The organism is Crossiella sp. S99.2 (genome assembly GCF_023094165.1).
GTDB lineage: Bacteria > Actinomycetota > Actinomycetes > Mycobacteriales > Pseudonocardiaceae > Crossiella.
Genome location: NZ_JALMDK010000009.1, coordinates 147,047 through 172,931, shown reverse-complemented (window position 1 = coordinate 172,931; position 25,885 = coordinate 147,047). Strand labels below are relative to the sequence as shown.

Annotated in this window: 27 protein-coding genes; 7 read left to right on the top strand and 20 right to left on the bottom strand. The window is 71.3% G+C overall.

Going from position 1 to position 25,885, the window contains the following annotated elements:
- Nucleotides 1-91 precede the first annotated feature (91 nt).
- The 5 genes from rnc to MZC64_RS31480 form a co-directional block, all read right to left on the bottom strand.
- Complete coding sequence (gene rnc / locus MZC64_RS31500; protein ID WP_247760607.1) at nt 92-886, bottom strand: ribonuclease III; 795 nt, start codon at nt 884-886, stop codon at nt 92-94.
- A 14-nt stretch (nt 887-900) separates the two neighbouring features.
- A complete protein-coding gene (gene rpmF / locus MZC64_RS31495; protein WP_185009150.1) occupies nt 901-1,083 on the bottom strand; it encodes a 50S ribosomal protein L32 in 183 nt (60 codons plus the stop codon).
- A 2-nt stretch (nt 1,084-1,085) separates the two neighbouring features.
- Nucleotides 1,086-1,664, bottom strand: a complete 579-nt coding sequence (locus tag MZC64_RS31490; RefSeq protein WP_247760608.1) for a DUF177 domain-containing protein — start codon at nt 1,662-1,664, stop codon at nt 1,086-1,088.
- An 82-nt stretch (nt 1,665-1,746) separates the two neighbouring features.
- Complete coding sequence (locus MZC64_RS31485; protein WP_247760609.1) at nt 1,747-2,502, bottom strand: DivIVA domain-containing protein; 756 nt, start codon at nt 2,500-2,502, stop codon at nt 1,747-1,749.
- Nucleotides 2,503-2,610: 108 nt separating this feature from the next.
- Nucleotides 2,611-3,030, bottom strand: coding sequence for a ribonuclease domain-containing protein (locus tag MZC64_RS31480; RefSeq protein WP_247760610.1), 420 nt, complete (start codon nt 3,028-3,030; stop codon nt 2,611-2,613).
- Nucleotides 3,031-3,104: 74 nt separating this feature from the next.
- Here MZC64_RS31480 and MZC64_RS31475 point away from each other — a divergent pair, with 74 nt between their 5' ends.
- Entirely contained in the window at nt 3,105-3,563 is a 459-nt protein-coding gene (locus MZC64_RS31475; protein ID WP_247760611.1) for a GNAT family N-acetyltransferase, read from the top strand.
- A 189-nt stretch (nt 3,564-3,752) separates the two neighbouring features.
- Here the strand turns inward: MZC64_RS31475 and coaD are convergent, their stop codons facing one another.
- The 3 genes from coaD to rsmD all read right to left on the bottom strand — a co-directional run bounded on the left by coaD (nt 3,753) and on the right by rsmD (nt 6,539).
- A complete protein-coding gene (coaD, locus tag MZC64_RS31470) occupies nt 3,753-4,253 on the bottom strand; it encodes a pantetheine-phosphate adenylyltransferase (protein WP_247760612.1) in 501 nt (166 codons plus the stop codon).
- 120 nt (nt 4,254-4,373) lie between these two features.
- Complete coding sequence (locus tag MZC64_RS31465) at nt 4,374-5,744, bottom strand: RNA polymerase sigma factor (RefSeq protein WP_247760613.1); 1,371 nt, start codon at nt 5,742-5,744, stop codon at nt 4,374-4,376.
- A 240-nt stretch (nt 5,745-5,984) separates the two neighbouring features.
- Entirely contained in the window at nt 5,985-6,539 is a 555-nt protein-coding gene (gene rsmD / locus MZC64_RS31460; protein ID WP_247760614.1) for a 16S rRNA (guanine(966)-N(2))-methyltransferase RsmD, read from the bottom strand.
- An 82-nt stretch (nt 6,540-6,621) separates the two neighbouring features.
- Here rsmD and MZC64_RS31455 point away from each other — a divergent pair, with 82 nt between their 5' ends.
- Nucleotides 6,622-7,038 carry a helix-turn-helix transcriptional regulator gene (locus MZC64_RS31455; RefSeq protein WP_247760615.1) on the top strand — a complete coding sequence of 139 codons (417 nt, stop codon included), beginning with the start codon at nt 6,622-6,624 and terminating at the stop codon, nt 7,036-7,038.
- A 208-nt stretch (nt 7,039-7,246) separates the two neighbouring features.
- On the opposite strand, the gene MZC64_RS31450 is transcribed toward MZC64_RS31455, so the two are convergent.
- Nucleotides 7,247-10,624 carry a pyruvate carboxylase gene (locus MZC64_RS31450; RefSeq protein WP_247760616.1) on the bottom strand — a complete coding sequence of 1,126 codons (3,378 nt, stop codon included), beginning with the start codon at nt 10,622-10,624 and terminating at the stop codon, nt 7,247-7,249.
- Nucleotides 10,625-10,859: 235 nt separating this feature from the next.
- Here MZC64_RS31450 and MZC64_RS31445 point away from each other — a divergent pair, with 235 nt between their 5' ends.
- The gene (locus MZC64_RS31445; protein ID WP_247760617.1) at nt 10,860-11,312 is read left to right on the top strand and encodes a hypothetical protein; all 453 of its coding nucleotides are present in this window, start codon (nt 10,860-10,862) and stop codon (nt 11,310-11,312) included.
- A 14-nt stretch (nt 11,313-11,326) separates the two neighbouring features.
- On the opposite strand, the gene recG is transcribed toward MZC64_RS31445, so the two are convergent.
- Both recG and MZC64_RS31435 read right to left on the bottom strand, forming a co-directional pair.
- Nucleotides 11,327-13,537, bottom strand: coding sequence for an ATP-dependent DNA helicase RecG (recG, locus tag MZC64_RS31440; protein WP_247760618.1), 2,211 nt, complete (start codon nt 13,535-13,537; stop codon nt 11,327-11,329).
- 28 nt (nt 13,538-13,565) lie between these two features.
- Entirely contained in the window at nt 13,566-15,167 is a 1,602-nt protein-coding gene (locus MZC64_RS31435) for a DAK2 domain-containing protein (protein WP_308301089.1), read from the bottom strand.
- A gap of 200 nt (nt 15,168-15,367) precedes the next feature.
- Here MZC64_RS31435 and rpmB point away from each other — a divergent pair, with 200 nt between their 5' ends.
- On the top strand, nt 15,368-15,559 hold the full coding sequence (gene rpmB / locus MZC64_RS31430) for a 50S ribosomal protein L28 (protein ID WP_185009173.1): 192 nt from the start codon (nt 15,368-15,370) through the stop codon (nt 15,557-15,559).
- A 710-nt stretch (nt 15,560-16,269) separates the two neighbouring features.
- Here rpmB and MZC64_RS31425 read toward each other — a convergent pair.
- From MZC64_RS31425 to MZC64_RS31405, 5 genes are all read right to left on the bottom strand, one after another.
- Nucleotides 16,270-16,944: a uracil-DNA glycosylase gene (locus MZC64_RS31425; RefSeq protein ID WP_247760619.1), complete on the bottom strand. Its 675-nt coding sequence runs from the start codon at nt 16,942-16,944 to the stop codon at nt 16,270-16,272.
- 44 nt (nt 16,945-16,988) lie between these two features.
- On the bottom strand, nt 16,989-17,645 hold the full coding sequence (locus MZC64_RS31420) for a hypothetical protein (RefSeq protein WP_247760620.1): 657 nt from the start codon (nt 17,643-17,645) through the stop codon (nt 16,989-16,991).
- A gap of 121 nt (nt 17,646-17,766) precedes the next feature.
- Complete coding sequence (locus MZC64_RS31415) at nt 17,767-18,288, bottom strand: gamma carbonic anhydrase family protein (RefSeq protein ID WP_247760621.1); 522 nt, start codon at nt 18,286-18,288, stop codon at nt 17,767-17,769.
- Between the two features lie 15 nt (nt 18,289-18,303).
- Nucleotides 18,304-18,795: a GNAT family N-acetyltransferase gene (locus MZC64_RS31410; RefSeq protein WP_247760622.1), complete on the bottom strand. Its 492-nt coding sequence runs from the start codon at nt 18,793-18,795 to the stop codon at nt 18,304-18,306.
- Between the two features lie 66 nt (nt 18,796-18,861).
- Entirely contained in the window at nt 18,862-19,833 is a 972-nt protein-coding gene (locus MZC64_RS31405; RefSeq protein WP_247760623.1) for a thiamine-phosphate kinase, read from the bottom strand.
- A 96-nt stretch (nt 19,834-19,929) separates the two neighbouring features.
- On the opposite strand from MZC64_RS31405, the gene MZC64_RS31400 reads away from it, so the two are divergent.
- Together MZC64_RS31400 and MZC64_RS31395 are read left to right on the top strand one after the other, a co-directional pair.
- Entirely contained in the window at nt 19,930-20,166 is a 237-nt protein-coding gene (locus MZC64_RS31400) for an Lrp/AsnC family transcriptional regulator (RefSeq protein WP_185009185.1), read from the top strand.
- A 77-nt stretch (nt 20,167-20,243) separates the two neighbouring features.
- Nucleotides 20,244-20,831 (top strand): DUF3515 domain-containing protein, encoded by a 588-nt coding sequence (locus tag MZC64_RS31395; protein ID WP_247760624.1) that lies wholly within the window; start codon nt 20,244-20,246, stop codon nt 20,829-20,831.
- 4 nt (nt 20,832-20,835) lie between these two features.
- Here the strand turns inward: MZC64_RS31395 and MZC64_RS31390 are convergent, their stop codons facing one another.
- Together MZC64_RS31390 and MZC64_RS31385 are read right to left on the bottom strand one after the other, a co-directional pair.
- Nucleotides 20,836-21,936: a D-alanine--D-alanine ligase family protein gene (locus MZC64_RS31390; RefSeq protein WP_247760625.1), complete on the bottom strand. Its 1,101-nt coding sequence runs from the start codon at nt 21,934-21,936 to the stop codon at nt 20,836-20,838.
- Nucleotides 21,937-22,100: 164 nt separating this feature from the next.
- Nucleotides 22,101-23,540 carry a PLP-dependent aminotransferase family protein gene (locus tag MZC64_RS31385; protein WP_247760626.1) on the bottom strand — a complete coding sequence of 480 codons (1,440 nt, stop codon included), beginning with the start codon at nt 23,538-23,540 and terminating at the stop codon, nt 22,101-22,103.
- Here MZC64_RS31385 and MZC64_RS31380 point away from each other — a divergent pair.
- Nucleotides 23,539-24,234 carry a pyridoxamine 5'-phosphate oxidase family protein gene (locus tag MZC64_RS31380; protein WP_374205807.1) on the top strand — a complete coding sequence of 232 codons (696 nt, stop codon included), beginning with the start codon at nt 23,539-23,541 and terminating at the stop codon, nt 24,232-24,234. The two genes, MZC64_RS31385 and MZC64_RS31380, sit on opposite strands and share 2 nt — an antisense overlap.
- Here the strand turns inward: MZC64_RS31380 and MZC64_RS31375 are convergent.
- Nucleotides 24,207-24,686: a cysteine dioxygenase family protein gene (locus MZC64_RS31375; RefSeq protein ID WP_247760628.1), complete on the bottom strand. Its 480-nt coding sequence runs from the start codon at nt 24,684-24,686 to the stop codon at nt 24,207-24,209. The two genes, MZC64_RS31380 and MZC64_RS31375, sit on opposite strands and share 28 nt — an antisense overlap.
- Nucleotides 24,687-24,905: 219 nt before the next feature.
- Nucleotides 24,906-25,814 carry a LysR family transcriptional regulator gene (locus MZC64_RS31370; RefSeq protein ID WP_247760629.1) on the bottom strand — a complete coding sequence of 303 codons (909 nt, stop codon included), beginning with the start codon at nt 25,812-25,814 and terminating at the stop codon, nt 24,906-24,908.
- Between the last annotated feature and the right edge of the window lie 71 nt (nt 25,815-25,885).

Here is a 25,885-nt window from a genome sequence, read left to right as displayed (position 1 = left end):
AACGTCAAAGACGCGTCAAGTGCCCTTGACGCGTCTTTGAGTGAAGCCGATGTGAACTTGAGGGCAGCCGAGTGGCCGAGGCAGCCGGGGGCTAGCCCGCGGCCTTGCCGTTGCCGTCCGCCTTGCCCGCGGACTCGGCGGCGGCGGCCTTCTCCTCGGCGGCCACCCGGACCTGTTCGGAGAGCGTGCGCCAGGCCGCCTCGGCGGCCTTCTGCTCGGCTTCCTTCTTGGTCCGGCCGTCGCCGTTGCCCAGTCCACGCCCGCCGACCAGCACGGTGGCCACGAACTCCTTGCGGTGGTCCGGCCCGGACTCGTCCACCCGGTACTCGGGCACACCGAGCGCGGCCGCCGCGGTCAGCTCCTGGAGGCTGGTCTTCCAGTCCAGGCCGGCGCCCCGCAACGGGGCCTCGGCCAGCGGACGGTCGAACAACCGGTGCACCAGGTCGCGCGCGGGTTCCACCCCGTGTTGCAGGTAGACCGCGCCGATCACGGCTTCCAGCCCATCGGCCAAGATGCTCGCCTTGTCCCGGCCGCCGGTGAGTTCCTCGCCCTTGCCCAGCAACAGGTGCGCACCCAGTCCACCAGGGCCCAGCTCACGAGCCACCCCGGCCAGCGCGTGCATGTTCACCACGCTGGCCCGGAGCTTCGCGAGCTGGCCCTCCGGCAGATCCGGGTGGGTGCGGTAAAGATGATCAGTGATCACCAGTCCGAGCACCGCGTCCCCCAGGAACTCAAGCCGTTCGTTGGGGGGCAACCCGCCATTCTCGTACGCGTACGAGCGGTGGGTCAGCGAGAGGGTGAACAGCTCGGCGTCGAGATCGACGCCGAGCGCCTTCAGCAGCAGGCTGCGGTCACTTGGCTGGCCTCGGGATCCCTTGCTTCCCATGCCTGCCCGCCCGGTCAGGCCGGCCGGGCGACCTGGCGGCCGTCGTACTGGCCACAGGTGGGGCAAGCGGTGTGCGGAAGCTTGGGCTTACGGCACGCACGGTTCTCGCAGGCGACCAGCGTCGGCGCGGTGGCCTTCCACTGGGCCCGCCGCGAACGCGTGTTGGACCGCGACATACGGCGCTTCGGAGCGGCCACGACTAGTTCTCCTCCTCGGTCCCGCCGAACCGCTTCTGTAGCGCGGCCCAGCGAGGATCCATCGTCTCATGCGTGTGGTTCGGGCCGAGATCGGCCCACTTGCCGCCGCACTCCGGACACAATCCCTTGCAGTCCGGCTCGCACAGCGGCGAGGACGGCAGCGCGGTCAACAGGCTGTCGCGCACCGCCGGTTCGAGGTCGATCAGGTCGTCGACGACCCGGCTGACCTCGTCTTCGTCCGTGCTCTCGTCCGTGGCGCTGTCCGGGTAGGCGAACAGCTCGGTGACCCTGATCTCCACCTCGCCGGTGAATGGGTCAAGGCAGCGGGAGCATTCGGCCGTGGTCGGACCGGCCACGCTCCCGGTGATCAGCACACCCTCCACGACCGCCTCGGCCAGGATGTCGATCTCGACTTCCTCGCCAGGGGCCAACCGGATCAGGTCCAGGCCGAAATCGCCCTCGGTGGTCACCGTGCGGTGGTACCTGCGGCTCAGGCCGGCGCGACGGCCAAGGTCCCTGGTATCGATGACCCAGGGTCCGGACGGGGTGCGCCGAAGTTCGGCTGAGTGGTGCTTGGACATGCTCACAGTCTTCATACGAGTCTCGCCACACGTGACTCGTGCAGCCTGAACAGCGTACGGGACAAGCCCGCGCAGAGGGAAATCAGCGACGCGTGCGGCCGCCGACCTCCTCCTCACGGTAGCCGTCCTGGTAGTCGAAGGGCACCGGGGAGGGCCCGCCGATGGGCCCGCGCAGCTGCTGGCGGCCCTTGGTCACGGTGCGCAGGGTGCGCCCGAGCAGCTCCTCGAAGTCGGCCAGCTTGCTGTCCACGTAGGCATCGCACTCGCTGCGCAGCCGGTCGGACTCGCCGTTGGCGGCGTCGACCAGGCGGGATGCCTCGGCGTGCGCGGCCCGCACCACCTCGGTCTGCTCGATCTGGCGGGCCTGCTCGGCGCGGCCCTCTTCCACGGCCCGCTCGTAGCTGGTGCGCCCCGCCTGGATCATCCGGTCGGCCTCGTCCTGCGAGCGGCCCACCAGGTCCTCGTACTCGCGGCGGCCCGCGGTCACGGTGCGCTCGGCCTCGGCCTGGGCCTCCGAGACCATCCGCTCCGCGCGGGCCCGAGCCTCGGCGAGCATGTGCTCGGCCTCGGCCCGGGCCTGCGACACGGTCTGTTCCGCCTCGGCCCGCGCGGAGCCGACGGACTGCTCGGACTCGGTGCGGGCCTTGGTCAGCACCTCGTCCCGGTGGTCCAGCACGTCCTGCGCGTCGTCCAGTTCCGCCGGAATCGCGTCGCGCACGTCGTCCAACAGCTCAAGGACGTCGCCACGCGGCACCACGCAACCGGAGGTCATCGGGACACCCCGTGCCTCCTCGACGATGGTGACCAGCTCGTCGAGCGCCTCGAACACCCGGTACACGTCGCACTCCTCGCCCCTGGGCCACGGTTACCCCTTCAGTGTGCCGTGTCCGGCCTTGCGGGTGACGCAGCCGGGGGCGTGTCCACCGAGGTTTGTCCGGGAGGTTGCCTAGGCGTTGATGTTGACCAGCACGAACGAGCGGTAGTGATCGGCGGTGTAGAAGAACTCGTTCGCGTTGCCCTTGACGATCCGGCGGGCGCCGCGGTGGCTGACGCCGGGGGTCTTCACGGTGTACTCGCGGTAGTAGCCAGCCGAGCACAGCGGCAGCAGCCGCTCCCGGTTGCCGAAGACGGTGTTGTCCTGGGGATAGGGGTAGGGCCCACCCTTCTTGATCAGGTTCACCGTGTCCCTGGCCTGCGCGGGCAGGCTGGACAGGTTGGATCGCCGGAACCCGGAGGTGTCCCCGCAGGCCGCGCTCACCGACAGCGTGTCGGCGACGGCGGAACCCGCGACGGGCACGAGCAGGGAGGCCAGCGTGATCAGGGCGGCGAGCAGGGTTTTCACTGCACGAGATGTGATCTGGCTCATGAGCCTCGAAGCTAACGATTGCGAATGATCGTCAACAGACATCGAGTTGAACCTTCGATGGCAGGCTTGGGGCCATGACTTCTGGGGTACAGCCGGAGTTCCGGCGGGCGGTGGCGACGGATGTGCCCGCCATCGTGGCCATGCTGGCCGATGACAAGCTGGGCGCGGGCCGGGAGCGGCCGGGCGATCCGGCCTACCTGACCGCGTTCCAGGCGATCGACGCCGACCCGAACCAGTTGCTGCTGGTCGCCGAGGCCGGCGGCGAGGTGGCGGGCACGCTGCAGCTCACCTTCATCCCAGGGCTGTCCCGGCTGGGCATGTCCAGGGCGCTGATCGAGGCGGTCCGGGTGTCCACGCACCAGCGCGGCGGCGGCCTCGGCCAGCGGATGGTGGAGTTCGCCATCGCCGAGGCCCGGCGGCGCGGCTGCGGTCTGGTCCAGTTGACCACCGACGCCAGTCGCGAGCACGCGCACCGGTTCTACGAGCGGCTCGGGTTCGTCGCGAGCCACGTCGGGATGAAGCTGGCTCTATGACATGGCGCGCTGGCGCGCGCGGTGATTTCGCTCCTGAAGTCGCCTCGTCGCGGCACCGCCACACCACGAAGCGAGCTTCGGTGTGTCGGCACCGCGACAAGGCGACGCGAAATCACAACCGCACTGCTGGCTGTTGTCCGGCGTGTCGCCTCCGGCGCCACGCGGGCCAACCTGTGCGAGAACTGATGCTCAGCTCTCGTCCTTCTCGGCCCGCCGCTCGGCCAGGCGCTTGGTGAGCGCCTCGTTGACCAGTGGCGGCAGCAGGTGGGAGACGTCGCCGCCGTAGGTGGCGACCTCCTTCACCAGCGAGCTGGACAGGAAGCTGTAGAGCGGGTTGGTGGAGACGAACAGCGTGTCCACCCCGGAGAGCTGATGGTTCATCTGGGCCATCTGCAGCTCGTAGTCGAAGTCGCTGACCGCGCGCAGGCCCTTGACGATCGCCCGGATGTCGTGGGTGCGGCAGTAGTCCACGAGCAGGCCGTGGAAGATGTCGATCCGCACGTTGGTCAGGTGCGCGGTCGCCTCGGTGAGCATGTCCATGCGCTCTTCGACGGTGAACAGCCCGCGCTTGCTCTTATTGATCATGACCGCGACGGTGACCTCGTCGAACTGGCCGGCGGCCCGCTCGATGATGTCCAGATGTCCGTTGGTGGCCGGGTCATAGGAGCCGGGGCACACGGCACGCCTCATAAGGCCGGACCGTAGCAGCCCACTCGCCGTGTGCCACCGGTCTCGCGGCGTTGGTGGGAAATGCCACAGGGCCCACCCCGGCGATCGGCGGTGGGCCCTGTGCAGGCGATGTGGTGTGCTCTAGTCGAGGTAGTCGCGCAGCACCTGGGAGCGCGACGGGTGCCTCAGCTTGGACATCGTCTTGGACTCGATCTGGCGGATCCGTTCCCTGGTCACGCCGTAGACCTGGCCGATCTCGTCCAGCGTGCGCGGCTGGCCGTCGGTGAGCCCGAACCGCAGCCGGACCACGCCCGCCTCGCGCTCGGACAGCGTGGCCAGCACCGACTGGAGCTGGTCCTGCAGCAGCGTGAAGGAGACCGCGTCCACGGCCACCACGGCCTCGGAGTCCTCGATGAAGTCACCGAGCTGCGAATCGCCCTCGTCGCCGATGGTCTGGTCCAGCGAGATCGGCTCTCGCGCGTACTGCTGGATCTCCAGGACCTTCTCGGGCGTGATGTCCATTTCCTTCGCGAGCTCTTCGGGGGTGGGCTCGCGACCCAGGTCCTGGAGCAGCTCACGCTGTATGCGGCCGAGCTTGTTGATCACTTCCACCATGTGCACCGGGATGCGGATGGTGCGGGCCTGGTCGGCCATGGCCCTGGTGATCGCCTGCCGGATCCACCACGTGGCGTAGGTGGAGAACTTGAAGCCCTTGGTGTAGTCGAACTTCTCCACCGCGCGGATCAGACCCAGGTTGCCCTCCTGGATCAGGTCCAGGAAGGCCATGCCACGGCCGGTGTAGCGCTTGGCCAGCGAGACGACCAGGCGGAGGTTCGCACCGAGCAGGTGGTTCTTGGCCTTCTCGCCGTCCCGGACGATCCAGCGGAGGTCGCGCCGCATCTGGGCGGCGAGCTTCTCCTCTTCCTCCTCGGCCTTGCGCAGCCGCTCCACCGCGTAGAGGCCGGCCTCAATCCGCTTGGCGAGTTCGACCTCCTCCTCCGCGTTGAGGAGGGCGACCTTGCCGATCTGCTTGAGATAGGCGCGAACCGAGTCGGCCGAGGCGGTGAGTTCGGCGTCCTTGCGGGCCTGCCGCAGCGCCTCGGACTCCTCCTCGTCCCAGACGAAGTCGCCGGACTTCTGCGGCTCCTCCTCGGCGGGCTCTTCCTCGACCGGCTCGTCGACGACGACGAGATCGGCCTCGTCCACCAGCTCCTCGTCGCCGGGCATCTCCTCGATCTCGCCCGGCTGCTCCTCGCCGTCGGCGCCCTTGGCCGCGCCCTTGGCGCCCTTGGCAGCCGGACCGGCCTTGGCCGCGGTCTTCTTCGCCGGGGCCTTGGCCCCAGCCGCCTTGGTGGTCTTGGCCGCTGGCTTCTTGGCCGCGGCCGGCTTCGCAGCGCTCTTCCGCGCCGTGCCCGGCGTGGTAGTCTCCTCGGCGTCAGCAGCCTGGGCTGAAGCGGACTTGCTCGCCTTGGCGACGCTGGAGCGTTGAGTTGCGGTTTCTGCGGCTGCCACGTACGCCCTTTCGCAACGGTCATCACAGTCGGCGGGGGCAATGAAGCCACAGCCGTCAGGATTCGGGGGAGAGCCTGAGGCCGGCGGAACTCGGGGGTTCAATCCCGGGCCTCGACCCTTGGCACGCGTTCCATTGTAGCGACGGTCGGGCCCCCTTGTTGCGCGCCGTCACGAGCAAGCACCGGTTCGCCGGCGTTATCCCTGCTAGATGGCGGATGATTCTTCGAACGCCACCCTGCGTCAGGCCCACTCAGCCCAGTGCACGGCGGTGTCCCCGTACTTGCGTGTGCGCAGCTCTGCCAGCGGCTCCGGCCAGTCCACCGCGCCGTCCCGAGCGGCCCGCTCGACCAGCACCAGCGCCCCGTTCGTGACCCATCCGTTAGCCACCAGCGCCGCCAGCGCCGCGGTCAGCGCGGCCCCGTCCACGGCGTAGGGCGGGTCGGCGAAGACCACGTCGTAGGGCGCGGCCGCGGGCAGCGCGAGCGCGGCGCCGACGGCGGCCGCCCTGACCTCGGCGCCCCGCAGGCCGACGGTGGCGATGTTGGCCCGGAGCACGTCCGCGGCCCGCCGGTCGGACTCCACGAACAACGCGTGCCCCGCCCCGCGGGAAAGCGCCTCCAGCCCGAGCGCCCCGGACCCCGCGTAGAGGTCGAGCACCCGCGCCCCGTCCAGATCCAGCGCCGCCTCCAGCGCACTGAACAACGCCTCCCGCACCCGCTCCGAAGTCGGCCGCGTCCCCTTGGGCGGCACGGTCAGCCGCCGCCCACCCGCCACCCCAGCCACAATCCGCGTCACCTGCCCATCATCGCTGGCCAGGCCAATCAGGCTGCACGCGTAACATATATGGCACGCTCGGGCAGAGATGGAGGTGGTTCGGATGAGTGGGCAGTTCTGGGCGGAGCTGGCCGAGGACCTGAAGGATCCGGAGTTCCTGCGCGAGTACGTCACCGAGTCCGTGCGGATCGCCACCGTCGACGCGATCGTCAACGCGGTCGACGAGGCCCTCCGACGGGAACACCTGTCCAAGGCGGACCTCGCGCGGGCGATCGGCGCTCAGCCCGCGTCGGTGCGCAGGCTGCTGTCGGCCCGCAACGTCAACCCCACGCTGGGCACGGTCGCCGAGGTGGCGGCCGTACTCGGCCTCCGACTGACGCTGGAACCCATCCCGGAGTCGGATCGGGAGATCATCACCGACCCGCTGCGCACCGGCGCGGCCGCGGACGCGCGGCGGGCGGCACAACGGCTGACCGAGATGCGCACCCGCCGCGCCCAGCAGGAGACGGTCTCCCGCTGACAGGCCACCACTCCAGCGTGTTGGCCGTTGTCGTACCTGGCGTTGGCCAGAACGACGGTGGCGTTCCCGGAGCGAGCAGGCCGCATCGACCAATCCGGCGTACGACAACGGCCAACACTCGGTCTGGGGTGGGCATAAAGCTCTCCCCTGGCTGGGCTCCGTCGGGCGGAGCCTGGCCAGGGGAGAGTTGTCGGGCAGGGGGTTCGGGTCAGCCGAGTTCGATCAGTAGGTCGCCGCCCTCGACCTGCTGGACCTTGCCGATGGCCAGGCGCTTGACCGTGCCCGCCTTCGGGGAGGTGATGGCGGCCTCCATCTTCATCGCCTCGATGGTGGCCACGGTCTGGCCCGACTCCACCTCATCGCCCTCGCCCACGGTCAGCGTGACCACCCCGGCGAAGGGCGCCGGCACGTGGTCGGCGTTGCCGCGGTCGGCCTTCTCCGCCTGGGGCACGTCCGCGGCGACCGAGCGGTCGCGGACCGCGATCGGGCGGAGCTGGCCGTTGAGGGTGGCCATCACCGTGCGCATGCCGCGGTCGTCGGCCTCGCCGATGGCTTCCAGGCCGATGAGCAGGCGGACGCCGGGTTCCAGGTCGACCGAGTATTCCTCGCCTGGGCGCAGGCCGTAGAAGAAGTCCTTGCTGCGCAGCACACTGGTGTTGCCGTAGGCCTCGCGGTGGGTGGTGAACTCCTTGGCGGGGGCCGGGAAGAGCAGTCGGTTGAGGGTTTGCCTGCGGTCGGTTTCCAGGCCGCGGCGGTCGTCGTCGGTCAGCTCGGCTACTCGCCTGGGTTCCTTGCGACCGGCCAGGGCCTTGGTACGGAAGGGTTCCGGCCAGCCGCCGGGCGGGTCGCCCAGTTCGCCGGAGAGGAAGCCGATCACCGAGTCCGGGATGTCGAAGCGGCCCGGCTCCTCCTCGAACTCCTCCGGCGCGACCCCGGCGCCGACCAGGTGCAGGGCCAGGTCGCCGACGACCTTGGAGGACGGGGTCACCTTGACCAGGCGGCCCAGCATCCGGTCGGCGGCGGCGTAGGTGGCCTCGATCTGCTCGAACTTCTCGCCAAGGCCCAGTGCGATGGCCTGCTGGCGCAGGTTGGAGAGCTGGCCGCCGGGGATCTCGTGGCTGTACACCCGGCCGGTCGGCGAGGGCAGGCCGGACTCGAACGGGGTGTAGATCCGCCGCACCGCCTCCCAGTACGGCTCCAGGTCGCACACCGCGCGCAGGTCCAGACCGGTCTCGCGCTCGGTGTGGTCGGTGGCCGCGACGATCGCGGACAGCGCGGGCTGGGAGGTCGTGCCCGCCATGGAGGCGGCCGCGCCGTCCACCGCGTCCACCCCGGCCGCGATCGCGGCGGTGTACGTGGCCAGCTGGCCACCAGGGGTGTCGTGGGTGTGCAGGTGCACCGGCAGGTCGAACTCCTTGCGCAGCGCCGAGACCAGGGTGGCCGCGGCGGGCGGGCGGAGCAGGCCGGCCATGTCCTTGACGCAGAGGATGTGCGCGCCCGCGGTGACCATCTGCTCGGCCAGCCGCAGGTAGTAGTCCAGCGTGTACAGCTTCTCGTTCGGGTCGGACAGGTCCGCGGTGTAGCAGAGCGCGACCTCGGCGATCGCGGTTCCGGTGTCCTGCACCGCGCGGATCGCCGGGATCATCTGCTCGACGTCGTTGAGCGCGTCGAAGATGCGGAAGATGTCGATGCCGGTGGCGGTGGCCTCCTCCACGAAAGCCTGCGTCACCGCCTCCGGGTAAGGCGTGTAGCCGACCGTGTTGCGGCCGCGCAGCAGCATCTGCAGGCAGATGTTGGGCACCGCCTCACGCAGGGCGGCCAGCCGCTCCCACGGGTCCTCGGCCAGGAAGCGCAGTGCCACGTCGTAGGTCGCGCCGCCCCAGCACTCCAGCGAGAACAGCTCCGGGGTCAGCCGGGCCACGTGCGGGGCCACCGCCAGCAGGTCCTTGGACCGGACCCGGGTGGCCAGCAGGGACTGGTGCGCGTCCCGGAAGGTGGTGTCGGTGACGCCGACCGCGGCGTTGCCGCGCAGCCAGCCGGCGAAGCCGCGTGGTCCCAGTTCGATCAACTTCTGCCGGGTGCCCGCGGCCGGGGTGGCGTTGAGGTCGGCGAAGGGCAGCTTCTGCGCCGGGTCCACCGTGCTCGGCCGGACGCCGTTGGGCTTGTTGACGGTGACGTCGGCGAGATAGGTGAGCAGCCGGGTGCCGCGGTCGGCGGAGTGCCGGGCGGTCAGCAGATGCGGGCGCTGCTCGATGAAGGAGGTGGTGACCCGGCCCTCCTGGAAGTCGACGTCGTCGAGCACCGCCTGCAGGAACGGGATGTTGGTGGACACGCCACGGATGCGGAACTCGGCCACCGCGCGCCGGGACTTGGCCACCGCGATGGCGAAGTTGCGGCCCCGGCAGGTCAGCTTGACCAGCATCGAGTCGAAGTGCGCCGAGATCGCGGTGCCGGCGAAGGTGGTGCCGCCGTCCAGGCGCACCCCGGAGCCGCCGGGCGAACGGTAGGCGGTGATCCGGCCGGTGTCCGGGCGGAAGCCGTTGGCCGGGTCCTCGGTGGTGATGCGGCACTGCAGCGCCGCTCCGTGCAGGACGATCGACTCCTGGGTCAGGCCGAGGTCGGCCAGGGTCTCCCCGGAGGCGATGCGGATCTGGGCCTGCACCAGGTCGACGTCGGTGACCTCCTCGGTCACCGTGTGCTCGACCTGGATCCGCGGGTTCATCTCGATGAAGACGTGCTTGCCCTGCCGGTCCAGCAGGAACTCCACGGTGCCCGCGTTGACGTAGCCGATCTGGCGGGCGAAGGCGACCGCGTCCGCGCAGATCCGGGCCCGCAGCTCGGGGTCCAGGTTGGGCGCGGGCGCGATCTCGATGACCTTCTGGTGCCGTCGCTGCACCGAACAGTCGCGTTCGTAGAGGTGGATCACGTTGCCCGCGCCGTCGGCGAGGATCTGCACCTCGATGTGCCGCGGCTCGACCACGGCCTGCTCCAGGAACACGGTGGCGTCGCCGAAGGCCGACTCGGCCTCCCGCATCGCCGCCTCCAGGGCCTCGCGCAGCGCCTCGGGCCGCTCGACCCGGCGCATCCCGCGTCCACCGCCACCGGCGACAGCCTTGACGAAGACCGGGAACCCGACGCCATCGGCCGCGGCCAGCAACTCCTCGACGTCGGCCGAGGGCGCGGAGGAGCCGAGCACCGGCAGTCCGGCCGCCTTGGCCGCGGCGATCGCGCGGGCCTTGTTGCCGGTCAGCTGGAGCACCTCGGGGGTCGGGCCCACGAAGGTGATGCCGGCTTCCCGGCAGGCGTGCGACAGGTCGGGGTTCTCCGAGAGGAAGCCGTAGCCGGGGTAGATCGCGTCCGCGCCCGCCTTGCGCGCGGCCTTGATCACCTCTTCCACGGACAGGTAGGCCCGCACCGGGTGCCCCGGATCACCGATCTCGTAGGCCTCGTCGGCCTTCAACCGGTGCAGGGAGTTGCGGTCCTCATGCGGGAACACGGCCACAGTGCCTGCGCCGAGTTCGTATGCCGCACGGAACGCGCGGATAGCGATCTCGCCGCGGTTGGCGACAAGGACCTTCCGGAACATAACCAGCTCCTCCTGGTGGCGGACAGGCCAGCCGAAGCACCGTATCGCGGTACTCCCGCCAGTCGGGAGAACCATCCCAGGTGACGGGCGTCTCCCCCGATGTGCGCAACCGGCCCCCAACTGGGTCGTTCGGCCGCGCAAAACCTCCGGTGGACGGGTGCGACGTTGACCCGCCCAGGTCCGTCGCGCACAGTGACCCCCCGTACGCAGGGGGGCCGGACGAGCAGAGGTCGTGATGGCAAGAGTCGTGTCCAGCATCGCCCAGTCGGTTCTGGTGGAGAACGACCACTTCACGCTGCACGACGACCGTGGCCCGGCGCCCAGCCTGCCACCGGACCCGGTGGACCGCGAACTGGTGCACGCCGATCTGGGGCACGCAGTCTTCCGCAGCGCCGCGAGCACGCACTACGCGGCGGTGCGGGTGGAGCTGTGGGACGGCGAGCCGCTGCGCTCCACCGCCGAGGGCTGGGACGCCAAGGGCGCGGTGGACGTGCTGGCGGGCAGCGCGCAGCTGGTGCTCGGACCGGTGGTCACGGTCAGCGAGGCCGCGCGGCTGTCGTTGCCGGTGCCAGGGCGGTACCGGATCGACGCGGCCGCGCGCGGGCGGACCGAGATCCAGGCGCTCGGGCCGGGGTCCTACGCGCACGGGGTGGAGAACTGGGTGATCCGGATCTGGCCGGTGGGTTAGCTCCGGGCAGTGGGTCAGGCCTTTTCCAGGTACTCGGCCTTCTCCGCGTCGACCAGGGACTGCAGCAGCGAGGCCAGGCCGGGGTAGGCGCGCAGCTCCGGGTCCTCGGTGAGCAGCGCCACCGCCTCGGTGCGGGCGGTGGCGATGACGTCCTCGTCGCGGAGCAGGGACAGCATCTTGAGGGTGGATTTGGCGCCGGACTGGGTGGTGCCCAGGATGTCGCCCTCGCGGCGGAGTTCCAGGTCCATCTGGGCCAGCTCGAAGCCGTCGGTGGTGGCGGCGACCGCGTCCAGGCGTTCCCTGGTGGCGGTGCCGCCGGGCGCCTCGGAGACCAGCAGGCACAGCCCGGCCGCGCTGCCCCGGCCGACCCGGCCGCGCAGCTGGTGCAGCTGGCTGACGCCGAAGCGGTCCGCGTCCATGATCGCCATCACGGTGGCGTTGGGCACGTTCACGCCGACCTCGACCACGGTGGTGGCCACCAGGACCTGGACCTTGCCGTCGGCGAAGCCGCGCATCACGGCGTCCTTGTCCTCCGGCGCGAGGCGGCCGTGCAGGATGCCCACGTTGAGCCCGGCGAGGGGTCCGGCGGCCAGCGCGGGGGCCACGTCCAGCACGGCCAGCGGCGGGCGGCGGTCGCTCTTGCCACCCTTGTCCTCCTTGGGCGGCTCCAGGCTCGGGTCGTCGGCGCCGTCGATATCGTCTTCTGCCTCGGCCTCACCGATCCGCGGGCAGACCACATATGCCTGGTGACCTGCGCGGACTTCCTCGGTGATGCGCTGCCAGACCCGGTCCAGCCAGGCCGGTTTCTCCGCGGTCGGCACCACGTTGGTGCTGATCGGGGAGCGGCCGCGGGGCAGTTCGCGCAGCGCGGAGACCTCCAGGTCGCCGTAGACGGTCATGGCCACCGTGCGCGGAATCGGGGTGGCGGTCATGACCAGCACATGCGGGCTGGTGCCCTCACTCGCCCTGGTGCGCAGCGCGTCGCGCTGTTCCACGCCGAAGCGGTGCTGTTCGTCCACCACGACCAGGCCGAGGTCGGCGAAGATGACCTTGTCCTGGATCAGCGCGTGCGTGCCGACCACGATCCCGGCCGTGCCGGAGGCGATGTCCAGCATCGCCTGCTTGCGTTCCTTGGTGCTCATCGAGCCGGTGAGCAGGGTGAGCCGGGTGGCGTGGCCCGGCGCGCCGAGTTCGCCCGCGCGGGCCAGGTCGCCGAGCATCTCGGCCAGTGAGCGGGCGTGCTGGGCGGCCAGCACCTCGGTCGGGGCGAGCATGGCCGCCTGCCTGCCCGCGTCCACCACCTGCAGCATCGCCCGCAGCGCGACGATGGTCTTGCCGGAGCCGACCTCGCCCTGCAGCAGCCGGTTCATCGGGTGCTCGCCGGAGAGGTCGGTGGCGACCGCCGCGCCGACCTCCTGCTGCCCCGCGGTGAGCTGGAACGGCAGCTGTTGGTCGAAGTCGGCGAGCACGCCCTCCGGCTTGGGCGCGCAGCGCGGTGCGGGCCGGGCGCCGGAGACGATCCGGCGCTGGGCCAGCACCAGCTGCACGGCCAGCGCCTCATCCCACTTGAGCCGGTTGCGCGCGCTGGTCACCTCGGCCCAGTCGGCTGGCCGGTGCACCTTGCGCAGCGAGGCGGACAGGTCGGCCAGGCCGTGCCGGGCGCGCACCACCTCCGGCAGCGGGTCCTCCGCGCCGTCCCACTGGTCCAGGACCTGGCGCACGCACTTCTCCACCACCCAGGTCTCGATGCCCTTGCTGGCCGGGTAGACCGGGATCAGGCCGCGGGCGAACTCGTCGGCGACCGAGTCGTCCTCGTCCGCGCCGAGCAGCTTGTAGTCGGGGTGGGCGAGCTGGAGCGCGCCGTTGAACGAGGTGACCTTGCCCGCGAACAGCCCGCGCTTGCCGACCACCAGGTCCTTGGCCCGGTGCGGCTGGTTGAAGAAGGCGATGGTCATCGCCCGCTGGCCGTCGGTGATCGTGGACTCCACGATCGAGCCGTACTTGGTCTTCATCCGGCGCACCGTGGTGGCGCGGACCTCGGCCAGCACGGTGGCATGCTCGCCGATCTCCAGTCCGGCGATGCTGGTCAGCTCGCCGCGCTCGGCGTAGCGGCGCGGATAGTGCCGGAGCAGGTCGCCGACGGTGCGCAGGTTCAGGCCTTTGTCCAGGGCCTCGGCGGTCTTGGCCCCGAGCACGTGGTCCAGCCGGTCGTCGAAGGTGGTCATCGCCGTCCATTCAACCGCGTGGCACTGACTATTCGACGCCCAGCAACACCATCGCGCCGCGCGGACCACCCGAGTACGCGGCCAGATCGACCTCGGGATGGGCGCGGCGCAGGTGTTCCTCGACCTCGCCGACCAGCTCCGGCGGCGCGGCCGCGCCGAGCAGCAGAGTCACCAGTTCGCCGCCGGCGGAGAGCATCCGGTCCAGCAGCTCGCACACGGCCGGGGCCGGATCGGCGCTGATCAGCACCACCTCGCGGTCGATCATGCCGAGCAGGTCGCCGGGCCGGCAGCGGCCTGCCCAGGTGATCGCCTCGGCTTGGGCCACGGCCAGTTCGCCGCGCCGGGTGGCCGCGGCGGCCTCGGCCATGGCCACCACGTCGTCGCCGTGCCGCCGCTGCGGGTCGTGCACGGCCAGCGCGGCCAGGCCCTGCACCGGGGAGGCGGTGGGCACCACGACCACGTCGTAGCCGGAGCGCATGGCGTGCTCGGCGGCGTCCTCGGCGATCATGGTCAGCTCGGGGTCGTTGGGCAGCACCACGATGTGCTTGGCGCCCGCGCCGGTGAGGGTGGCCAGCAGTTCGGCCGCGGCCGGCCGCTGCCCGGTCCACTGGCAGACCACCGCGCCCTCACCGCGGAACAGCTCGGCCAGCCCGTCCCCGTCGGCGAGCACCACCACGGCGCGGTCACGCAGCAGGCCGGTGGGTTCGGTGGGCAGCTGGTCGGCGAAGCGGATCACGGTGATCCGGTGTGGCCGGCCAGCCGCAACGCCAGCCTCGATGGCCGCGCCCACATCCTGGCAGTGCACGTGCACGGTCCACAGGCCGGCGCCGTCGGAGACCACCGAGACGCAGTCGCCCAGTTCGGCCAGCCGGGCGCGCAGGGCGCCGCAGCGGGTGTCGTCGGTGCTGTCCAGCAGGTACATGACCTCGTAGTCGTACTCGGCCGAACCCGCCTCGCGAGTGGCCTGCAGTTCGGCCTTGCCACGCCGGACCAGCGCGTCGAACCGGGCCGATGAGGGCAGCGGCAGGCCGGTGACCACGGCGGTGAGGGTTTCCAGCAGCACCAGCAGACCGCGGCCACCCGCGTCGACCACGCCGGCGCGGGCCAGTGCGGGCAGCTGGCTGGGGGTGCGGGCCAGTGCCTCGGCGGCGGCGGTGCTGGCGGCGAAGGCCACCTGGTCCAGGCTCTCGCCCGCCACGGCGGCGGCCTCGGCGGCGGCGTGCATGACGGTGAGCACGGTGCCAGGGGCCGGTTCGCTGACCGCGGCGGTGGCCAGCCGGTCGGCCAGGTGCAGCCCGTCCTTGAGCGCGGGCCCGGTCAGCGTGCCGTCCAGGCGCAACGCCTCGGCCAGCCCGCGCAACACCTGGGACAGGATCACCCCGGAGTTGCCGCGCGCCCCGGCCAGCGCGCCCTTGGCCAGCGCGGCCAGCGCCGACCCGCCGTCCACGGCGATGACCTGGTCCAGGGCCTCCAGCGCGGCCCGCATGGTGTGCAGCAGGTTGCTGCCGGTGTCCCCGTCGGGCACTGGGAAGACGTTGATGCGGTCGATCGCCTCGCGGTCGGCGGTCAGCGCCTGCACACAGGCCGCGGCCCATCCGCGCACCGCGACCGCGTCGAGCACCTGCAACACCTGCGGCCGCCTCCCTCTAGATGTTGCCAGCGAGACTAGTCGGTAGGGCCGGTTTGGTTGGGCGTGCGTGCACCAGATACGCTGTCGGGGTTGCCCGGCTCGGCCTGGGCTCATGCACGCATCCGCACCCGGGTACGTGCGCCCGTTTTTGCCAGCTGGCATCGCGGACTCTGTAGAACAACGTGTAAGGAGTGTCTGACGTGGCTGCCGTTTGCGACGTCTGTAGCAAGGGGCCGGGCTTCGGCAAGTCGGTCTCGCACTCCCACCGGAGGACCAACCGCCGGTGGAACCCGAACATTCAGACCGTGCGCGCGAAGATCGGCCTGTCGCAGCGCAAGCGCCTGAACGTGTGCACCTCCTGCCTCAAGGCGGGCAAGGTCGCCCGCGGCTGAGTTCGGCCGCAGCTTCGGCGAGAGGCCCGGATCACACCAGTGGTCCGGGCCTCTCGCTGTCTCAAGCCGGGCGCGTGTTGGCCGTTGTGGACGGTGTGTTGGCCGTTATGGGCGCCGGATTGGCCGTTGTTGTACGGCACGTTGGCCGTTGTGGACGGGTCGTTGGCCGTTGTCGTACGGCCGAAGGCCAGGGGCGGAGGGGTGAAACCCCCATGACGAGGGCTCTCGCGTGTTCTCCGTACGGCCTGGAGCATGCAGACCACACCTCACCGAGTGGCCCCTGCAACCTGCCGCCGCCCTAGCCTCCCAATCGTGACGGGGGCCGCTCGGTGAGGTGTGGTTGGCTGGCGGAAGGCCGTGCGGAGAGCACGCGAGCCCTCGGAGCCACGCTGGGTCTTGAGTCGGCAGCCTGCCCAGCCCCGCAACCCGCTCATCCCGGGGTTTGATCTGCCCCACCCCTCCGGTGGTCTGCCCGGCCGGCGAGGCCATCCTTTTTTGATCTTCGGCTCTGTTGCTGAGGTACACGAGCGAAGATCAAGAGCGTCCTCGCCGGACGGGCAGAAATCAAAGGATGGGGAACCGCTCGGAATGGGTTTTCGAAAAGCCACCCCGGCCACCGGTTTTCGGGCTTCGCTCGGTCGCAGCGACCTACGGCGTACGACAACGGCCAACCTGCCGTACGACAACGGCCAACACTCGCGGGTTTCTGGTTAGAGCTTCCAGTCCACGGGGGTGGCGCCCTGTTCTTCGAGCAGGGCGTTGGCGCGGGTGAAGGGGCGGGAGCCGAAGAAGCCTCGGTCGGCTGACATCGGGGACGGGTGGGCCGACTCGATGCAGGGCACGCCGCCCAGGAGGGGTTTCAGTTCTCGGGCGTCCCGGCCCCAGAGGATGGCCACCAGGGGGGTGCCTCGGCCGGCGAGGGCGACGATGGCCTGTTCGGTCACCTGTTCCCAGCCCTTGCCCCGGTGGGAGGCGGGGCGGCCGGGGGCCACGGTCAGGGAGCGGTTGAGCAGCAGGACGCCGCGCTCTGTCCATGGAGACAGATCGCCGTTGGGGGGCGGGGGAAAGCCCAGGTCCTCGCCGTACTCGCGGTAGATGTTGATCAGGCTCTTCGGCAGTGGGCGCACGTCGGCGGCCACCGAGAAGGACAGGCCGATGGCGTGGCCGGGGGTCGGGTAGGGGTCCTGCCCGACGATGAGCACGCGCACCTCGTCGAAGGGTTGTTTGAACGCGCGCAACACGTTCTCCCCCGCGGGTAGGTATCGCCGGTCAGCGGCGATCTCCTCCCGGAGGAACTCCCCCATCGAGCCGATCCGGTCGGCAACCGGGTCGAGCGCCTTGGCCCAACCGGCTTCCATGATCTCGTGCAGCGGACGTCCAACCACGGAACGTGACCCTAGCGGCGGACCGCCAGGCATGGACCAGTGGGTCAGGCGCTCACCGTGCGTCGCCGCAGCCGGAGTTGCCGGTGGCGCAACGGCAACGGCCGTGGCCAGGCACGCAGGAACAGTGCGGCGGCGTCCTCGGTGACCGCGCTGATGACGTCGGTGTGCTCGGCCGGGTCGTAGCCGACCAGCACCGCCTCGGCCGCGACCAGTTGCCGGGCGGCCACATCGCAGAGCACGGCCGCGACCAGCGGGCTGCCGGTCACCGGGTCGCCCAGCACCAGCGAGCGGCCGTGGCTGCCGATCACCGGCACGGCGTAGGCGGCCTCCCAGCGCCTGCCGTCGGCCGGGGGCCGGGGCGGGTAGCCGGGGTTGAACTCGACCAGCCTGGGCTGGATCCGCTTGGGCCGCACCGCGGTGCAGACCGGCAACGTCTCGCCGTCGGCCAGCCGCACGCTGATCCGCGCGCCGGCCTCCGGGACTCCGTGCATGGTCACCGGCACCGCTCGGTGCACCGGCAATGCCTCGCTGACCGCGCCGATCGGCAAGGACGCCAGTGGCGCGGCGGTGTTCGGATCGGCCAGCACCACCTCGGCCAGCACCTGTTCACCTCGGGCGGTGAACCGCTGCAGCGCGAGCGCGGGTCTGGACTCGGTACTCCCCATGGGCGCGCCGCAGCGCGCGTAGAACTTCGACAACATGTTCCTGCCCCCAGAAACATCGAACCTGTGGTCCGGGCAGGCCACTGCCCACCCACGATCAAGCCTACGCCGAGGGCCGACACTCTGGGGGTGACCGGAGGTGCGGTCACCCGTACGGCTGTCAGTCCAGCCGGCGCAGACCGTCCTTGTAGACCTTGATGTTGGCCACATACAGGTCAACCCCGGGCTGCACCCCGTTCTCCGGCACCTCGAAGTTCTCCTTGATCTTCGCGGGCACCCCGACAGCGAGCCTGCGGGCCGGGACGTGGCCGTTGTGCGAGACCACCGCGCCCGCGCCGACGATTGCGCCTTCCTCGACCACCGCCCCGTTGAGCACCACCGAGCCGGAGCCGATCAGGCAGCCGTCGCCGATCACCGCGCCCTCGATGTGCACGTTGTGCCCGACCACGCATCCGGCGCCGATCAGGGTCGGGTGGATGTGCGTGCAGTGCACGATCGTGCCGTCCTGCACACTCGTACGTTCCCCCACCTCGATCCGCCCGTAGTCACCGCGGAGCACGGCGGTGGGCCACACCGAGACGTGCGCGCCAAGGGTCACGTTGCCGATCACCACGGCATCGGGATGCACGTAGGCGGTCTCGTGGATTACCGGTTCCAGGTCACCAAGGGCGTAGACAGCCATACGGAACTCTAACGTTCACTCGGCCGCCGCCGGAACGGCGATCTGCTTGCCGAAACAGCGACTGTTGTCATACCCCGCGTACACCCCGAACTTGGCGATCGGGGCGTAGCCGCTGGAGGTGTAGAGCGCGATCGCCTCGGGCTGCTCGGTGCCGGTCTCCAGCACCATCCGGCGCCGCCCGGCGGCCAGCGCGGTGCGTTCCAGCTCGGCCAGCAGCACCCTGGCCAGGCCCCGGCCGCGGGCGGCCTGGACCACGAACATCCGCTTCAGCTCGGCGTCGCCGTCGGCGAAGCCGGGCTCGTCCGCGTCGTGCGCGCGCCAGCCGCCGCAGACCATCGGCACGCCGTCGAGGTAGCCGACCAGGAACAGGCCGCGCGGCGGGGCGAACTCGGCCGGGTCGACCGGGGTGATGTCCTCATCGCCATAACGGACCACGTACTCCTGCTGCACCTCGGCGATCAGCGCGGTGGCGTCGGGATGGTCGTAGGCGAGGGTGCGCAGTTCCACGGGAGCAATTTACGTCCCGAACGGGTGAGGATAAATACATCTTGCTGTATTTCTACTCACCCCAGGTCAGTCCCGGCGCCAGTGCTCCCAGCCCGCCGCGCCCTCGTACGGCCTGCCGTCCACGGTCACCCCAGGACCGCTGACCACCGAACCGATCACCGTCCAGCCCTCGGGCACCGCCTCGGCGCCGGGGAAGGTGGCGGCCAGCGCGTGGTCCTCGCCGCCGGTGAGCATCCAGTGCAGTGGATCGGCGCCCAGCGCGGAGGCCACGTCCAGCAGCCGCTGGTGCACCTCAAGGGATTTGCTGCGCACGTCCAGGCCGACCCCGGACGCCTCGGCCACATGCCCCAGGTCGGCGAGCAGGCCGTCAGAGATGTCGATCATCGAGGTGGCCCCGGCCCGCGCGGCCTGCGCCCCGGCCGCGTACGGCGGTTCCGGCACCCGCTGCGCGCCGACCACCGCCACCGGCGAGCGGAACCCGCGGCCCAGCACGGCCAGTCCGGCGGCGGCCCAGCCGAGCCGTCCGCAGTACGCGAGCAGGTCGCCCTGCCTCGCCCCGGAACGGGTCACCGGGTCCAGGCCGTCCAGGTGCCCGAGCGCGGTGACGGAGATCACCAGCTCCTTCGCGGTGACCATGTCGCCACCCACCACCCCGGCCCCGGCGAGCCGGGCTTCCTCCCACATCCCGGCCATCAGTCCCTCGGCCACCGCGACCGGTGTGCCGGGCGGGCAGGCCAGGCCGACCAGCACCGCGGTGGGCACCGCGCCCATGGCCACCACATCGGCCAGGTTCACCGCCACCGACTTGCGTCCGACCTGCTCAGGAGTGGACCAGTCCAATCGGAAGTGCACGCCCTCGACCAACACATCCGTGGAGGCGACCACCCGTCCGTCCGGCGCCGCCACCACCGCCGCGTCGTCGCCCGGACCGAGCAACGTGCTGGGTGGTTGCGCACGGCCATCGGTCACCCGGCGGATAAGCCCGAACTCACCCAGATCGGCGACGGTGTCCGCACTCTGCGGCGGCTCCGGGCACAAAGGGACCTCCAGTTCCGAGCTTTGCTTCCACCTCTGGGGTAAGTTCTGCCCACGATTCCTACCCCGAGCACAGCGGTCGAGACGAAGGGGCACGCCGTGGTCCAGGCTTACATCCTCATCCAGACCGAGGTCGGCAAAGCCGCCGCCGTGGCCGAGCGCATCGGCGGGATACCCGGGGTGATCACTTCCGAGGACGTGACCGGGCCCTACGACGTGATCGTGCGCGCGGAGGCGGACACCGTTGACGACCTCGGCCAGCTCGTGGTCGCCCAGGTGCAGGCAGTTGACGGCATCACCCGCACGCTGACCTGTCCTGTGGTGCACATCAAGTAAGCGCTATACACAGCCTGCCACCGCGCCCGTCCCGACCCGGGGACGGGCGCGGTGGCATGTCGTGGTTGGCTGGTTCCGTGGCACCGAACGACCGATCCATCCCGCGTCCGCTGTTGATCGCGCTGATCGCGCTGCCGTTGCTGTTGGTGGCGGGGGTCGGCACGCTCGGTCTGCTCTACGGCTCCGGCAGTTCCGGGGCCGCGCCGACCTCGAGCACGCCCGCGCCGATCCGCACCGGACCCGTTGCGCTGCCGCCAATCCCGGCCGAGCAGGCCGCCTCGCCCGCCTGCGGCAGGCTGATCCAGGCGCTGCCCAAGGAACTGACCTCCAGCGGCGAGCAGATCGGCCGCCGGGAGATCGTCGCGCCCGCGCCGGACGGGACCATGGTGTGGGGCAACGAGAAACGCGATCCGGTCATCCTGCGCTGCGGCCTCGGCCGCCCGGACGAGCTGAAGCCGGACAGCAGGCTGGCCGACATCTCCGGCGTGCAGTGGCTGGAGTTGCCGGGCCAGGGCGCCAGCAGCTGGGTCGCGGTGGACCGCGAGGTCTACGTGGTGCTCACCGTGCCGTCCCTCTCGGGCACCGGGCCGCTGCAGGGGGTGTCGGAGTCGATCCACGCCACGTTGCCGCAGCAGAAGGTCGACACCGGCACCGCCCCGAAGTAGCCCGTCAGCGCAGGCCGGTGCCGCGGGCGATCGCGGTCTCGATCAGGGTGCTCAGCAGGGTCGGATAGTCCACGCCGGTGACCGCCCACATCCGCGGGTACTGCGAGACCGGGGTGAAGCCCGGCATCGTGTTGACCTCGTTGACGATCAGCTGGTTGTCCTCGGTGAGGAAGAAGTCCACCCTGGCCAGGCCCTGGCAGTCCAGCGCGTGGAAGGCGGCCACCGCCTGGCGGCGGATCTCCTCGGAGACCTCGTCGTCGACCTTGGCCGGGAAGTCGAACTCGCAGACCTCCTCGGCGTCGAGGTACTTGGACTCGAAGTCGTAGAACTCGATGTCGCCGACCACCCGGATCTCCGAGGGCAGGGACGCCTCGACCCGGCCGTCCGGGAACTCCAGCACGCCGCATTCGATCTCGCGGCCGAGGATCGCGGCCTCCACCAGCACCTTGGGATCGGTCTGCCGGGCCAGCGCGATGGCCGCGTCCAGCTGGTCCCAGTCGCTGACCTTGGACACGCCGATGGAGGAGCCGGCGCGGGCCGGCTTGACGAACACCGGCAGCCCGAGCCGCTCGCGCTGGGCGTCGGTGAGGGTCTTGTCGCCGCGGCGCAGCACCACGAAGTCGCCGTTGCGCAGGCCTTCGGCGGCGAGCAGCTTCTTGGCGAACTCCTTGTCCATGCCCGCCGCGCTGGCCAGCACGCCCGCGCCGACGTAGGGCAGCCCGGCCATTTCCAGCAGGCCCTGGATGGTGCCGTCCTCGCCATAAGCGCCGTGCAGCACCGGGAAGACCACGTCGACCGCGCTCAGCACCTCGCCTGCGCGGTCCGCGCCCAGGTGCACCAGGTCCGGCCGGGTCGGGTCGGCGGGCAGGGCGAGCGCGCCGGTGGAACCGTCCACCTCGGGCAGCTTGCGGTCGCGGATCTCCAGCGCCTTGGGGTCGCTGGCGCCGAGCACCCAGGCGCCCTCGCGGGAGATGCCCACCGGGATGACCTCGAACCGGTCCCGGTCCAGGTGGGTCAGGATGCTGCCTGCGGACACACAGGAGATGGTGTGCTCAGTGCTGCGACCGCCGAAGACGACCGCCACCCTGGTCTTGCGCTGCGTCATGGGCCCCGACCCTACCCGCGCACTCTGGGCGACCATTCCGCCCCAAACCCGTACGCCGAGTTGGCCGATCTCGTACGCCGAGTTGGCCCAAGTCGTACGTCCAGTTGGCCCAAGTTAGCGTACGAGTTTGGCCAACTCGGCGTACCGGAACGGCCAACACGCGGTCAGGGGGTGAGCAGGTTGACCAGGGTGGGGAGGGCGGTGGTGAGCTGGGCGCGGGTGCAGTTGGTGTAGCCGACGGCGAGGCCGTGCCAGCGCGGGGTGGCCTGGTGGTGGCGGGCCAGGCCGTCCACGGACAGGCCGCGGGCGCGGGCGGCGGCGATCACCGCGCGTTCGGTGTCGAGGGAGTCCAGCAGCACCACCACGTGCCCGCCCGCGGAGTCGCCGAAGACCGGGGCCCCGGCCACGGAGAGTGCGGAGACCACGAGTTCGCGCCGCTCGGCCAGTTCCCGGCGCAGCCTGCGCAGGTGCCTGCCGAGGTCGCCGTTGCGGGCCAGCTGCACCATGACCTGCTGGCCGGCCGCGGCCGGGCTGACCCCGCAGCGGTGCCGGTAGTCGAGCACGGCGCGGGCGACCTCGGGCGGGGCCACCATCCAGCCCACGCCGAGGCTGGCGGAGAGGATCTTGCTGGTGGTGCCCAGGTGCACCACCACGTCCGGGGCGAGCGCGGCCAGCAGCGGCAGCGGGGCCACGTCGTAGCGCAGTTCGCCGTCGTAGTCGTCCTCGATGACCAGCCAGCCCTCGGCCCTGGCCCGCCGGACCAGTTCGACCCGGCGGGCGGCGGGCAGCCTGCCGCCGAGCGGGTACTGGTGGGCCGGGGAGCAGTAGACCGCGCGGATCCCGCTGGGCAGCGCGTCCACCACCAGGCCGTCCGCGTCGATCTCGGCCGGGATGACCCGCATGCCCGCGGCGCGCAGCGCGCCGACCGCGCGCTGGTAGCCGGGTTCCTCGATGGCCACCGTGTCGCCGGGCTGGAACAGCGCGCCGGCCAGTTCGGTGACCGCGGCCGAGGTGCCCAGGGTGGCCAGCACCGCCTCGGCCGGGGTGGCGCCCGCGCCGACCACCAGGCCGCGGTGCCGGAGCAGGTGCTCGGCGATGATCTCCCGGTAGGCGGTCAGGCCTGCGCGTTCCGGGCGCGGCATGGCCGGGACGTCGCCGGCGGCCCGCCAGGCCCGGCGCCAGGCCGCCCGGTCCACGCCGCCGGCCAGTGAGGCGCCCGGGACCAGGTCGATCAGGCCGGTGTCCTCGGACTCGGCTCGCCTGGCCGGTCCGGCGCTGGGGGTGACCGCGGGCGGGGTGGTGGTGACGTAGGTGCCGGAGCCGCGCCTGCCGCCGATCCAGCCCTCGGCGTGCAGCTGTTCGTAGGCGGCCGCGGTGACGGTGCGGCTGACCTGGAGCCGCCCGGCCAGCGCGCGGGTGGAGGGCAGCCGGTCGCCGTGCCGGAGCTGGCCGGTGGCCGCGGCCCGGCGCAGCGCGTCGGCGAGCTGCACGGCCAGGGGGGTGCCGTTGCCGCGGTCGAGCACGATGGGCAGTTCGGCGGGCAGCGCGGCGTCGAGCACGGTGAGTGGCCTCTCATATTCACCCGGTATTGGCACTGTGGGCATGCCAGTTCCCGCTCGAATACTAGGTGCCGTGACCACTGACGCGCTGTCCCCGACCGACCGCAGCACGATCCGCCGCGGCAAGGACCGAGCCCGCACCGACCGCGCCGAACTGCACGCGCTGCTCGACGGCGCGATGCTGTGCCACCTCGGCGTGGTCCTCGACGGCGTGCCGCTGGTGCTGCCCACCTGCTACGGCCGAGATGGGGACACGCTCTACCTGCACGGATCCTCCGGCGCGGCCAGTCTGCGGGCGGCGGGCGGCACCGAGGTGTGCGTGAGCGTGACCGAGCTGGACGGCATCGTCTACGCCCGCTCGGTGTTCCACTTCTCGGTCAACTACCGCAGCGCGGTGATCCACGGCCGGGCGATCCCGGTGGTCGGGGACGAAGCCCGCCTGCACGGCCTGCGCACGCTGACCGAGCACATCGCCCCCGGTTCCTGGGGCCACGCCCGGCAACCCGACAAGCGCGAACTGGCCGCCACCACGGTGCTCGCACTGGACCTGGCCGAGGCGGCGGTGAAGATGCGCTCCGGTCCGCCCGGCGACGACGAGGCCGACCTGGGCACGCCCGGTGTGTGGGCCGGGGTGCTGCCGCTACGCCGGGCCTGGGGCGAGCCGGAGCCCTGCCCGCTGCTGCCCGCCGGCGCCGAACCGCCGGCGCACGTTCAGTCCCGGACCGGGCCGATCGCGTAGTCCATCCGGTAGCGCGGCATGTCCCGGCGCTCGCCGTCGAAGACGTGGATGCTCACCGCGGGGTCCGGGCCCTCGTTGATCACCTGGTGCACGTAGTGCGGGCCGAACACCCTGGTCTGACCGGCGGTGAGGGCGTGCACCAGTTCGACCGGGCGGCCGTTCTCACCGAGCCGGGCGACCCGTTCGGCGAGCACGCCGGAGACCACGGCGAAGGCGCCGGTCGCGCCGCCGTGGTCGTGCAGTTCGGTTCGCTGGCCGGGCAGCCAGCTCATCAGCCAGATCTCGTGCTCGGCGGTGCGCTCCAGCAGCGCGGTGTAGCGCTCGGCCGGGTCATAGCGCAGCAGGTGCCCCCAGCGGGAGCGGTCCGCGGCCACGTTCATGGCGATGCGGGCGGGGTGGGCGGCGGCCCGGGTGCCATCGACGGCGACGGTGTTGGGCGGAACGGCGAACATGACTGAGGTCCTTCAAGCTGAGGGTGGTCGGCGCGCGGCACAGGGCCGGGACCGCGCCGGAAAACGCACTGCGGCGGGGTGTTTCAGCAGGAAGGACAACAGAGCGCGCTGGCAACTCGCCGGAGGCCGATGGGGCCTCGCTGGCACGAGGATGCGCGACTGGTCACGGGAGAATGGAAGCAGCCAGGCCGGAGGCCGGTCAAGCCGACCGGCAGAATCTCACAACGTGGGCCACGCCTTCGCCCGTTCGAGCAAGTGCGCGTGCGCCCTGGCGACCACCGGATCGGCCAGCCCGCCCACCCTGGTGGCCAGGAACCCGGTGTTCAGCGGCGGCACCGCCGGCTCGTGCAGCAGCTCCACCGACCCGGCGCTCAGCGCGGACTCGGCCACATAGCGGGGCAGCACGGACACGCCCATCCCGGCGATCACCGCGGTCAGCACCGCGCGCAGGTCCGGCACCACCACGGCCAGCGCGTTCGGCGGCCTGCGCCCGAAGGCGGTGCGCCAGTAGCGGCGGATGATCGGCAGGTCCTCGGCGTAGGCGACCAGCGGCAGGTGCGCCAGCGCGCGCACCGGGTCGGTGGCCAGCAGCTCGGCCCGCACGGTGCGGGCGAAGGCGGGCGCGCCGAGCAGCAGGAACTCCTCGTCCAGGAACGGGGTGGCGGCCACCCCGCGCTGGGTCGGCCGGATCGCCGAGACCACCAGGTCGAGGCGCTCCTCCAGCAGCGCGGTGAGCAGGTCCTCGGCCAGCCCGAACTGCACCCGCAGCCGCAGGCCGCAGGCGGTGAGCGGGGTCAGCGCGGGCAGCACCCGGAGCGTGGTCAGCTCGGCCGGTCCGCCCAGCCGGAGTTGGCCCTGGCCGACCAGGCACTGGTCGTCCTCGGGGTCGAAGGCACTGCGCAACTTGTCCACGTGCGAGGCGACCTGGGCGGCCAGGGTGTCCGCCCGCGGGGTGGGCCGCACGCCCTGGTTGGTGCGGGTGAACAGCTCCACGCCGAGCTGGCGTTCCAGCCGGGCGAGCTGACCGCTGACCGCGGGCTGGGACAGGCCACGCCGGGCCGCGGCCGCGGTGAGCGAGCCGGTGCGGTGGATCTCCAGGAAGGTGGCGAGCAGGTCCAGCTCGGGCACGACTCCTCCTCATCAGCGGTCATGCGAACTATTCCACGCCCGCCATAAGTTTGATGATGGCGACGAGGTGC